At 63.6% G+C, this 12,192-nt stretch carries 9 protein-coding genes; all 9 read left to right on the top strand.

The features are described from left to right. Nucleotides 1-160: 160 nt before the first annotated feature. The 9 genes from gyrA (at nt 161) to lapB (ending at nt 12,165) form a co-directional block, all read left to right on the top strand. Complete coding sequence (gene gyrA, locus C8C96_RS14360) at nt 161-2,824, top strand: DNA gyrase subunit A (RefSeq protein ID WP_121942730.1); 2,664 nt, start codon at nt 161-163, stop codon at nt 2,822-2,824. A gap of 95 nt (nt 2,825-2,919) precedes the next feature. Then, entirely contained in the window at nt 2,920-4,029 is a 1,110-nt protein-coding gene (gene serC / locus C8C96_RS14355) for a 3-phosphoserine/phosphohydroxythreonine transaminase (protein WP_121942729.1), read from the top strand. Between the two features lie 66 nt (nt 4,030-4,095). Further along, complete coding sequence (pheA, locus tag C8C96_RS14350) at nt 4,096-5,193, top strand: prephenate dehydratase (RefSeq protein ID WP_056063641.1); 1,098 nt, start codon at nt 4,096-4,098, stop codon at nt 5,191-5,193. 12 nt (nt 5,194-5,205) lie between these two features. Beyond that, complete coding sequence (locus C8C96_RS14345) at nt 5,206-6,078, top strand: prephenate dehydrogenase (protein WP_015014432.1); 873 nt, start codon at nt 5,206-5,208, stop codon at nt 6,076-6,078. Nucleotides 6,079-6,214: 136 nt separating this feature from the next. After that, nucleotides 6,215-8,257, top strand: a complete 2,043-nt coding sequence (locus C8C96_RS14340) for a bifunctional 3-phosphoshikimate 1-carboxyvinyltransferase/cytidylate kinase (RefSeq protein WP_121942728.1) — start codon at nt 6,215-6,217, stop codon at nt 8,255-8,257. 195 nt (nt 8,258-8,452) lie between these two features. After that, nucleotides 8,453-10,138 carry a 30S ribosomal protein S1 gene (gene rpsA, locus C8C96_RS14335; protein ID WP_056063647.1) on the top strand — a complete coding sequence of 562 codons (1,686 nt, stop codon included), beginning with the start codon at nt 8,453-8,455 and terminating at the stop codon, nt 10,136-10,138. 70 nt (nt 10,139-10,208) lie between these two features. Next, nucleotides 10,209-10,556, top strand: a complete 348-nt coding sequence (locus C8C96_RS14330; protein ID WP_192421921.1) for an integration host factor subunit beta — start codon at nt 10,209-10,211, stop codon at nt 10,554-10,556. 132 nt (nt 10,557-10,688) lie between these two features. Continuing rightward, nucleotides 10,689-11,018: a lipopolysaccharide assembly LapA domain-containing protein gene (locus tag C8C96_RS14325; protein WP_121942727.1), complete on the top strand. Its 330-nt coding sequence runs from the start codon at nt 10,689-10,691 to the stop codon at nt 11,016-11,018. After that, complete coding sequence (gene lapB, locus C8C96_RS14320; RefSeq protein ID WP_121942726.1) at nt 11,008-12,165, top strand: lipopolysaccharide assembly protein LapB; 1,158 nt, start codon at nt 11,008-11,010, stop codon at nt 12,163-12,165. Before C8C96_RS14325 ends, lapB begins: the two co-directional genes overlap by 11 nt. The last annotated feature ends 27 nt before the right edge of the window (nt 12,166-12,192 follow it).

Genomic DNA, 12,192 nt, shown 5'->3' with positions numbered 1-12,192 from the left:
ACCCTAAGCGTTCAAACGATTGTGCCATACGTAACAGGGCAAAAGCTGCGCGCGCTGGTCGGGGCCCGTAGGACAAAACCTGAATTGCTTCGATATGTTGCGCCGTCGCTACACGGTCTTACGCCTAAAATGGCTCTCCTTTGCCGCCCCCGCCGTCCCAATGACCCAGTTTGCCAAAGAAACCCTGCCGATCAGCCTCGAAGAAGAGATGCGGCGCAGTTACCTCGATTACGCGATGAGCGTGATTGTGGGTCGTGCACTGCCCGACGCGCGTGACGGCTTAAAGCCTGTGCACCGCCGCGTTCTTTTCGCCATGCATGAACTCAACAACGACTGGAACCGGCCTTATAAAAAGTCGGCTCGTATCGTGGGCGACGTGATCGGCAAATACCACCCGCACGGGGACTCTGCGGTGTACGACACCATTGTGCGGATGGCGCAGGACTTCTCGTTGCGCCATATGCTGGTGGATGGACAGGGTAATTTCGGATCCGTGGACGGCGACAACGCTGCGGCCATGCGATACACCGAAATCCGCCTGGCCAAAATCGCGCATGAAATGCTGGGAGATATTGACAAGGAAACTGTCGATTTCGGCCCCAACTACGACGGCAGCGAGAAAGAACCGCTGGTATTGCCCAGCAAGCTGCCCAACTTGCTGGTGAATGGATCGGCGGGTATTGCGGTGGGTATGGCCACCAACATTCCGCCACATAACCTCAACGAAGTGGTCGATGCGTGTCTGCACATGCTGCGCAATCCCGAGACGACCATCGATGAGTTGATGGAAATCATCCCAGCCCCAGACTTCCCCACCGCCGGCATCATCTACGGCATCAACGGCGTGAAGGATGGCTACCGCACCGGACGCGGCAAGGTGGTGATGCGTGCCAAGTGCCACTTTGAGGACATCGACCGCGGCCAGCGCCAGGCGATCATCGTGGACGAGCTGCCCTACCAGGTCAACAAGAAGACGCTGCAGGAGCGTATGGCCGAGCTGGTGCACGAAAAGAAGATCGAAGGCATCAGCCACATCCAGGACGAGTCGGACAAATCCGGCATGCGCTTGGTGATCGAACTCAAGCGCGGTGAAGTGCCCGAGGTGGTGCTCAACAACCTGTACAAGCAGACGCAGCTGCAGGACACGTTCGGCATGAACATGGTGGCGCTGATTGACGGCCAGCCCCGCCTGTGCAACCTGAAGGATCTGATCAGCGTCTTCCTGCAGCACCGCCGCGAAGTGGTGACTCGCCGCACGGTGTTCGAGCTGCGCAAGGCACGCGACCGTGGCCATGTGCTGGAAGGCTTGGCCGTGGCCTTGGCCAACATCGACGACTTCATCGCCATCATTCGCAACGCGCCCACGCCGCCGGTGGCCAAGGCTGAGCTGATGGCCCGCCCCTGGGACAGCAAGCTGGTGCGCGAGATGCTCACGCGCACGCGTGCCGATGGCGGTGTGATCAACGCCGACGACTATCGCCCCGACGGCCTGGAAAAGGAATTCGGCATGGGCCAGGACGGCCTGTACCGGTTGTCGGAAACGCAGGCCCAGGAAATCCTGCAGATGCGACTGCAACGCCTCACGGGCCTGGAGCAGGACAAGATCGTCGCCGAGTACAAGGAAGTCATGGCGGTCATCGAGGATCTGCTGGACATCCTGGCAAAGCCCGAGCGCGTGTCGGTCATCATCGGCGACGAACTCACCTCCATCAAGCAGGAGTTCGGCCAGCACAAGCTGGGCGCACGTCGCTCCATCGTTGAATACAGCGCACAGGATCTCTCCACCGAAGACCTGATCACCCCCACCGACATGGTGGTGACGCTGTCCCACACCGGCTACATCAAGAGCCAGCCCCTGTCCGAATACCGTGCCCAAAAGCGCGGTGGACGCGGCAAGCAGGCGACCGCGACAAAGGAAGACGACTGGATCGACCAGCTCTTCATCGCCAACACACACGACTACATCCTGTGCTTCTCCAACCGTGGCCGCCTGTATTGGCTCAAGGTGTGGGAAGTGCCGGCAGGCTCGCGCGGCTCGCGTGGACGCCCCATCGTCAACATGTTCCCGCTGCAAGACGGCGAAAAGATCAACGTGGTACTGCCGCTCACCGGCGACATGCGCAGCTTCCCTGCGGACCGCTACGTGTTCATGGCCACCAGCATGGGCACCGTGAAGAAGACGGCATTGGACGAATTCAGCAACCCGCGCAAGGGCGGCATCATTGCCGTGAACCTGGATGACGGCGACTACCTGATCGGCGCTGCCCTCACCGATGGCAAGCACGACGTGATGTTGTTCAGCGATGGTGGCAAGGCCGTGCGCTTCGACGAAAACGATGTGCGCCCCCTGGGCCGTGCGGCACGTGGCGTGCGCGGCATGATGCTGGAAGACGGACAGAGCGTGATCGCCATGCTGGTCGCCGAGGACGAAACGCAGAGTGTGTTGACTGCTACAGAAAACGGCTACGGCAAGCGCACCAGCATCACCGAATACACCCGCCATGGCCGTGGTACCAAGGGCATGATTGCCATCCAGCAGAGCGAGCGCAACGGCAAGGTCGTTGCCGCCACGCTGGTGCATGCGGACGACGAGATCATGCTGATCACCGACAAGGGCGTGCTGGTGCGCACCCGCGTGAGCGAGATCCGCGAACTGGGTCGTGCCACACAGGGCGTGACGTTGATCGCACTGGACGAAGGCTCCAAGCTCAGTGGCTTGCAGCGCATCGTTGAGAACGACGCCAATGTGACGGATGCAGAAGCTGATGGGGATGCAAGCCCGGACAGTGGCACTTCCTCCGCACCTGAAGCCCCCGACGCCTGACCACCGCAGGGCGTGAAGACGCTCCGCCAACGCTATCAAAAGCGAAGCATCAGGCGCTTATTGAATAAGCGCCTGATGCATTTTTAGCCCCTAACATGACACGCCCTTACAACTTCTCCGCAGGCCCTGCCGCCATCCCTACCGAAGTCCTGGAACAAGCCGCCGCCGAGATGCTGGACTGGCACGGCAGCGGCATGGGCGTGATGGAAATGAGCCACCGCGGCAAGGAGTTTCTGTCCATCTACGAAAAGGCGGAAGCCGACCTGCGCGAGCTGCTGGCCGTGCCGTCGCATTTCAAGATCCTCTTCATGCAAGGTGGTGGCTTGGCCGAAAACGCCATCGTTCCGCTCAACCTGTCGCGTGCCGGCGTGGTCGATTTTGTGGTGACCGGCAGCTGGAGCCAGAAGTCGCAAAAGGAAGCACGCAAATATGCGTCCGAAGTCAACATTGTCGCTACGGGTGAAGACACGGGCTATACCACCGTGTCGGACCCAGCTTCGTGGACGGTGAGTCGGGGCGCGAGCTACCTGCACCTGTGCAGCAACGAAACCATCCACGGCACCGAGTTCCACCAGCTGCCCGACCTCAAGGCGCTGGGCAGCGATGCGCCGCTGGTGATCGACTTCTCCTCGCACGTGGCCTCGCGGCCCGTGGACTGGAGCCGTGTGGGCTTGGCTTTTGGCGGAGCGCAAAAGAACCTGGGGCCCGCAGGCCTCACGCTGGTGATCGTGCGCGAGGACCTGCTGGGCCATGCACTGCCCGCCTGCCCCAGCGCCTTCGACTACAAAATCGTGGCCGACAACCAGTCGATGTACAACACGCCGCCCACCTGGGGCATCTACGTCGCCGGACTGACCTTCCAGTGGCTCAAGCGCCAGACCGAAGGCAGCCTGACCGGCGTAGCCGCCATGGAGCAGCGCAACATTGCCAAGGCCACGCTGTTGTACAACGCCATCGACCAATCGCAGCTGTACGTCAACAAGGTGGCGGCCAACTGCCGCTCGCGCATGAACGTCCCGTTTTTCCTGCGTGACGAAAGCCGTAACGACGCCTTCCTGGCCGGTGCCAAGGAGCGCGGGCTGCTGCAGCTCAAGGGCCACAAGTCCGTGGGAGGCATGCGCGCCAGCATCTACAACGCCATGCCATTGGCGGGCGTGCAGGCGCTGGTGGACTACATGCGAGAATTTGAGCAAAAGCACGCCTGAGCGCGCACCCGACACGACAGCAACAAAAAAACGGCTCCCAGAGCACGCACTGCTACCCCACCGTCCATGAACAATCCGCAAGCCTCACCCGACCTCGCCAGCCTGCGCGTGCAGATCGACAGCATCGACCAGCAACTGCTCACGCTGCTGAACCAGAGGGCGCTGGTGGCCGAACAGGTGGGTGAAGTCAAGAAGCGTGAAGGCACGCCCTTCTTCCGCCCCGACCGTGTGGCGCAGGTCATCGACAAGATCACCAACGCCAACCCGGGCCCGCTCAAGGGTGCGCACGTGGCGGCGATCTGGCGCGAGATCATGTCTGCCTGCCTGGCCCTCGAATCACCCCAGCGTGTGGCCGTGCTGGGCCCCGAGGGCACGTTCTGCGAGCAGGCCGCGATTGAATTCTTCGGCGGTGCCGCCGACCTGATGTACTGCGCCAACTTCGACGAGGTGTTCCACGCCACGGCGGCGGGCAGTGCCCAATATGGCGTGGTGGGCGTAGAGAACTCCACCGAGGGCGTGGTCACCCGCTCTCTGGACCTGTTCCTGCACACCCCTACGCATGTGGTGGGCGAGGTCAGCCTGCTGGTGCGCCACAACCTGCTGCGCACCAGCAACTCGCTCGATGGCATCGAAGTGGTGCTGGCCCATCCGCAAGCACTCGCACAGTGCCAGGCGTGGTTGTCCAAGCACCTGCCGCATGCCGAGCGCCGCCCGGTGTCCAGCAATGCCGAAGGCGCGCGACTGGCCACCACCAACCCGGCCTGGGCAGCACTCTCCAGCGAGCGTGCGGCCACCCAGTTTGGCTTGCACATCGTCTCCCACGCCATCCAGGACGACGCCTACAACCGTACCCGCTTCGCCATCATCTGCCTGCCCCACACGCTGCAGACGCCGCCTCCTTCGGGCAAGGATTGCACCAGCCTCGTGGTGTCGGTGCCCAACCGCCCCGGCGCCGTGCACGACCTGCTGGTGCCACTCAAGACGCACGGCGTGTCCATGACGCGCTTTGAGTCGCGCCCTGCCCGCACGGGCCAGTGGGAGTACTACTTCTACATCGATCTCGACGGCCACCCCGCCCAGCCCCACGTGGCACGGGCGCTGGAAGAACTGCGCAGCCTGTGTGCGTTCTACAAGGTCCTGGGCACCTATCCCGTGTCATCCTGAGGAGCAGCCGCCATGTTTGAACAATTGGGACTGATCGGCTGTGGGCTCATGGGAGGCTCATTCGCCCTGGCCATGAAGAAGGCCGGGTTGGTCAAACGCGTGGTGGGCTACAGCAAGTCGCCCTCCACCACCGACCGCGCCCGCCAGCTGGGCGTGATCGACGTCGAGGCGCCTTCCGCGCTACTGGCCGTGGCGGGCGCAGACATTGTGCTGGTGGCAGTCCCCGTGGCAGCCACCGAGGCCACCCTCAAGGCCATCAAGCACCTTGTCACCCCCCAGATGCTCATCATGGACGTGGGATCGACCAAGTCCGATGTGGTGCAGGCCGCACAGCGTTCGCTGCGGGACCAGGTGGGCTCCTTCGTGCCCGCACACCCCATCACGGGGCGCGAGGTGTCGGGCGTGGAACACGCCGAGGCCGACCTCTACAGCGGGCGCCAGGTGATCCTGACTCCCACCGAGCGCACCCTGACGGCCCAGCTGCAGGATGCCGAAAAGATCTGGACGGCCTTGGGCTGCCGCGTGACCAGCATGTCGCCGGAGTCGCACGACGCGGCCTTTGCCGCCGTCAGCCACCTGCCCCATTTGCTCGCGTTTGCAATGATGAACAGCATCACGGGCCAGACGCACGGTGACGACTTTCTGTCCCTCGCAGGCCCCGGATTCCGCGACTTCACCCGCATTGCCGCCAGCGACCCCAAGGTGTGGCGCGACATCCTGCTGTCCAACCGGGACGAGCTGATTGCCCAGTCCAAGCTGTTCCAGCAGGCCCTGCGCAACATCGAGCAGGCCATGGAAAAAGGCAATGCCCAGGCGCTTGAAGACATGCTGACCCTGGCCAGCGAAACCCGTGCGCATTGGCGCATGGGCGCGAAGAGAAAGTAACCCCCTGAGCCGCCTGCGGCGCCTTCCCCCAAAGGAGACGCACCCGGTGGCCCGGCAAAGCCAGCTCCACGGGTACAATGGGATGGACCTGCGCCAGTAATGACGGGCGCTTGCACCCAATGGACGAAAGATACCGATGTACAGCACCGCATTCCTTGATCTGCCCCCTCTGCAAGCCGCTGCAGGCGAAGTCCACCTGCCGGGCTCCAAGAGCATCTCTAACCGGGTGCTGCTGCTGGCCGCGCTGAGCAACGGCACCACCACCGTGCACGACCTGCTGGCGTCCGACGACACGCGCGTGATGCTGGACGCTCTGCGCCAGATCGGGTGCACAGTGGATAAAGCGGGCAGCACGGTGCGCATCACCGGCCTGGGTGGCCGCCTGCCCCAGTCTCCCGCCAAGCTGTTCCTGGGCAATGCGGCCACGGCCATGCGCCCACTCACGGCAGCGCTGGCACTGCTTGGCGGCGAGTTCGAACTGTCGGGCGTGCCGCGCATGCACGAGCGCCCGATTGGCGACCTGATTGATGCCCTGCGCCAGCTGGGCTGCCAGATCGACTACCTGGGCAACGACGGCTACCCACCACTCAGGATCGCCCACGGCCAGGGCGTGCCTTCGCTGGCGCTGGCAGAGCCCATCCGCGTGCGCGGCGATGTGTCCAGCCAGTTCCTCACAGCCCTGCTCATGGCGCTGCCGCTGGCGGCTGGCGCACAGGCCATCGTGATCGAGGTGGTGGGCGAGCTGATCTCCAAGCCCTACATCGCCATCACGCTGCAGCTGCTGGCGCGGTTTGGCATCGTGGTCGAGCACCAGAGCTGGCAGCGCTTCACCATCGCGGCGGGTAGCCGCTACCAGTCGCCTGGCAGTATTCATGTAGAGGCAGACGCCTCATCCGCTAGCTATTTCATAGCGCTTGGAGCAATAGCGACTAGCGCTACTGGCCAAAAAGATGCCAAATCCGGCATCAAGATACAAGGCGTGGGCCTCGACTCGATCCAGGGCGATATTCGCTTTGTCGAAGCGGCCCGGGCCATGGGCGCGGTGATCACCGGGGGCCCCAACTGGCTGCAGATCGAACGCGGCGCCTGGCCCCTCAAGGCCATTGACCTGGACTGCAACCACATCCCTGATGCGGCCATGACGCTGGCCGTGATGGCCCTGTATGCCGAGGGCACGACCACGCTGACCAACATCGCCAGCTGGCGCGTGAAGGAAACAGACCGCATCGCCGCCATGGCCACCGAGCTGCGCAAGCTCGGCGCCACGGTGGAGGAAGGTGCGGACTACATCCGCGTGACGCCTCCCGCCCAGTCCGCCGACTGGAAAGCCGCCAGCATCCACACCTACGACGACCACCGCGTGGCCATGTGCTTCTCGCTGGCCGCCTTCAATCCGGCGCGTCTGCCGGTGCGCATCGAAGACCCCAAGTGCGTAGCCAAGACCTTCCCGGACTATTTCGAGGCGCTGTTCTCGGTCGCCCAGGTCGAAACCTCTCACATCCCGGTGATCTGTATTGACGGCCCCACAGCCTCGGGCAAGGGCACGGTGGCGGCAGCGGTGGCGCAGCGGCTGGGCTATCGCTTCCTCGACTCCGGCGCGATGTACCGCATCACCGCCCTCGCCGCGCTGCGGGCGGGGTTCGCCATCGATGCGGACCACGAAGCCCGTATCGCCACCCTGGCCCAGACGCTGCCTGTGCGGTTTGAGGGCGGCAAGGTGTGGCTGGGCAGCGACGACGTGACCGAGGCCATCCGCACCGAAGAAGCCGGTATGAACGCGTCCCGCGTGTCCGCCCTGCCTGCCGTGCGCACGGCGCTGGTGGACCTGCAACACAGCTTCCAGCGCCTGCCGGGGCTGGTGGCCGACGGGCGCGACATGGGCACCGTGATCTTCCCCGAGGCTCCCTTGAAGGTGTATCTCACGGCCAGCGCCGCCTGCCGCGCAGAACGCCGTTATAAGCAGTTGATTTCTAAGGGTTTTTCGGCTAATATCGAAGACCTTCGCGCAGATTTGGAGGCGCGCGACGCCCGGGACAGTTCCCGCAGCGTTGCTCCCTTGAAGCCCGCGCAAGACGCTCTGGTCCTGGACAACTCCGATTTGACGATTGAACAAGCCGTCGAAAAGGTCTTGGCTTGGTGGCAGGAGCGCCAGCCCTTCGCAGCTTCTGCGCAGCGCTGACAACGTGGAGCCTTCGGGCTCCAGGCAGTGCCGAAAGGCCTTGCCACAGGCCCATGCAGCCCCCATCGCGCGTCAGCGCACAGGTTGTGTGGATCGATAACCTAACCCGCGGCTCTGCCGCAAAAAACCACCGCAAGCAGCTATAAAAACGGTAGCAATGGTGCTGCCGGAATCCTGTTTGTGGCAAGGAAACACATGTCCGAATCTTTTGCCGCCCTTTTTGAAGAATCCTTGCAGCGCACGGAAATGCGCCCAGGCGAAGTCATCACCGCTGAAGTCGTGCGCGTTGAGCACAACTTCGTGGTCGTGAACGCTGGCCTCAAGTCCGAAGCCTACGTGCCGCTGGAAGAGTTCAAGAACGACAAGGGCGAAGTCGAAGTCCAAGTGGGTGACTTCGTGTCGGTGGCCATTGGCTCCATCGAAAACGGCTACGGCGACACCATCCTGTCGCGCGACACCGCCAAGCGTCTGGCTTCCTGGATGAGCCTGGAAAAGGCCCTGGAATCCGGCGAATTCGTCACTGGCACGACCAGCGGCAAGGTCAAGGGCGGTCTGACCGTTCTGGTCAACGGCATCCGCGCATTCCTGCCCGGTTCGCTGATCGATACCCGTCCGATCAAGGATCTGACGCCGTACGAAAACAAGACCATGGAATTCAAGGTCATCAAGCTGGACCGCAAGCGTAACAACGTGGTGCTGAGCCGCCGCGCTGTGGTGGAGGCCTCCATGGGCGAAGAGCGCGCCAAGCTGATGGAAACCCTGAAGGAAGGCTCCATCGTTCAAGGCGTGGTCAAGAACATCACCGAATACGGTGCGTTCGTGGACCTGGGCGGCATCGACGGCCTGCTGCACATCACCGACATGGCATGGCGCCGCGTGCGTCACCCCTCCGAAGTGGTGACCGCTGGCCAGGAAATCACTGCCAAGATCCTGAAGTTCGACACCGAAAAGAACCGTGTCTCGCTGGGTCTGAAGCAAATGGGCGACGACCCATGGATGGGCGTGAACCGCCGCTACCCCCAAGGCACCCGCCTGTTCGGCAAAATCACGAACATTGCCGACTACGGCGCATTCGTGGAACTCGAACCCGGCATCGAAGGCCTGGTGCACGTGTCTGAAATGGACTGGACCAACAAGAACATCGCTCCCGCCAAGCTGGTTTCGCTGGGCGACGAAGTCGAAGTCATGGTTCTGGAAATCGACGAAGACAAGCGCCGCATCAGCCTGGGCATGAAGCAGTGCAAGGCCAACCCATGGCAAGAATTCGCACAGGACACGAAGCGCGGCGACCGCGTCAAGGGTCCGATCAAGTCGATCACCGACTTCGGCGTGTTCGTGGGCCTGGCTGCCGGCATCGACGGCCTGGTGCACCTGTCTGACCTGTCGTGGAACGAACCCGGCGAAGCCGCTGTTCGCAACTACAAGAAGGGCCAGGAAGTGGAAGCGATCGTGCTGGCCGTGGACGTGGACCGCGAACGCATCTCGCTGGGCATCAAGCAGCTCGACGGCGACCCATTCACGACCTTCGTGACCGTGAACGACAAGGGCCAGACGGTGACCGGCAAGGTCAAGACCGTGGACGCCCGTGGCGCTGAAATCGACCTCGGCGAAGACATCGTGGGCTACCTGCGCGCTTCGGAAATCTCCCGCGACCGCGTGGAAGATGCCCGCAACGTGCTCAAGGAAGGCGACGAAGTCACGGCCGTGGTGGTGAATGTGGATCGCAAGACCCGCAACATCCAGCTGTCGATCAAGCAAAAGGACATGGCTGACGAACAAGGCGCCATGGCCAACCTGAGCCAGCAATCGAGCCGCGAAAGCGCCGGCACGACCAGCCTGGGCGCCCTGCTGCGCGCCAAGCTGGACAACTCGGAAAAGTAAAGCGCTGACCCGTTAAACGGTCAGACAGCGGGCGCCTCGGCGCCCGCTCTTTTTTCAGCCAAGACTGCCTATGTCCCAAGATTCCATGACCCGCTCAGACCTCGTCGAAGAACTGGCCGCCCGTTTCGGCCAGCTCACCCACCGCGATGCCGAATACGCCGTCAAGACCATTCTGGACGCCGTGGGCGAGGCCCTGGTACGCGGGCACCGCATCGAGATCCGGGGCTTTGGCAGCTTCTCGGTCAACCACCGCCCTCCCCGCATGGGCCGCAATCCACGCAGCGGCGAGGCCGTGGCCATTCCCGAAAAGCGTGTTCCCCATTTCAAGCCGGGCAAGGCCCTGCGCGAAGCCGTGGACAAACGCACGGCCGAAATGGAAGAAAAGGCCCCGCCTGCCACAGGTACCCTGGGCAACTGATATTAAATTGATAGCAGCAAGCGTATGATTCACTAGCGCCTGCTGCCGTTTTGGCTTGTATTGGCCTCCGTACAGCAATGCGCAGGCCTAATGCGCCAAGCTCTTAGAATCGCCCCACCACTGGGGAGACCGATGAAATACCTCCTGTGGCTGCTCAAGGCAGCCATTTTTTTTACGCTCTTCGCCTTCGCGCTGAACAACCAGCAGGACGCGACCGTGCACTTCTTCTTTGGCACGCAATGGCGCGCGCCGCTGGTACTGGTGGTGCTGACCGCGTTCGCCGCAGGTCTGGTCGTCGGGGCCTTGGGCATGGTGCCGCGCTGGTGGCGCCACCGCAATGCCGCACGCCGCGCCCAGGCCGCAGTCGTTGTGGCACCTGCGCCCGCAGCGCCTCCCGCCACCAGCGCCACCCCGGCAGTGCCCCCACCACCTCCTGACCTGCCCTCGATCCATGGAATTTGACCTGAGCTGGATACTGCTGGGCTTGCCCCTGGCCTTTGTGCTGGGCTGGCTGGCGTCGCGGTTTGACCTGCGCCAACTGCGCGCAGAAAACCGGCGGGCGCCCAAGGCCTACTTCAAGGGCCTGAACTTCCTGCTCAACGAACAGCAGGACCAGGCCATCGACGCCTTCATCGAGGCCGTGCAGAACGACCCCGACACTTCCGAGCTGCACTTCGCCCTGGGCAACCTGTTTCGCCGCCGGGGCGAGTACGACCGCGCTGTGCGGGTGCATGAGCATCTGCTCTCGCGCGGCGACCTCTCCCGTACCGACCGCGAGCGCGCCCAGCATGCGCTGGCCCTCGACTTCCTGAAGGCCGGGCTGCTCGACCGCGCCGAAGACGCGCTGCAGCGGCTGGAAGGCACCCCGTTCGAGGCCCAGGCCCGCCTGGCGCTGCTGGCCATTTACGAGCGCTCGCGCGACTGGCCCCATGCCGCCAGCATCGCCCGCAAGATGCACGCCGCAGACCAGGGCGACTTCAGTACCCGGCAGGCCCACTACCTGTGCGAGCAAGCCTTGGCGCTGATCGCGCAGGGCGACCTGCCCGGCGCCCAGGCCCTGCTGGACCAGGCCGTGGCTGCCGCCCCCGAGGCAGCGCGCGCGCGCATCGAACTGGCGCGCCTGCAACGCCTGATGGGCCAGCCGGCCGCCGTGCTGTCCACCCTCAAAACGCTGGGCGAGCGCAACCCCGCCGCTCTGCCCCTGGCGGCCCCGCTGATGGTCGAAGCCGCAACAGCCACCGGCCGTACCCCGGAAGTCCACACGCTGCTGCAGGCCCACTACGCGCAAGCGCCTTCGCTGGACGTGCTGGAAAGCATCGTGGCCATGGAAGCTACCGACGAGGCCACCCGCTCGTCTGCCCGCCAGCGCTACGTGGAGCACTTGGACAAGGAACGCTCTCTGGTCGCCGCCGCCAAATGGCTGGCCACCGAAAAGCTGGAACACGAAGAATTCCACCCCCAGGTTCAACGTGCGCTGGACCATGCCGTCAAGCCCCTCACCCGCTACCGCTGCGCGGCCTGTGGCTTCGAGGCGCGCCAGCATTTCTGGCAATGCCCCGGCTGCCAGACCTGGGACAGCTACCCCGCACGCCGGGTCGAAGAACTCTGACCCAAGCCTTCATCCCCAACGCTGTAA

The organism is Acidovorax sp. 100 (assembly GCF_003688355.1).
GTDB classification, from domain to species: domain Bacteria; phylum Pseudomonadota; class Gammaproteobacteria; order Burkholderiales; family Burkholderiaceae_C; genus Acidovorax; species Acidovorax delafieldii.
The sequence above is the reverse complement of the archived record's forward strand: the minus strand, read 5'-3'. Positions and strand labels throughout refer to the sequence as shown.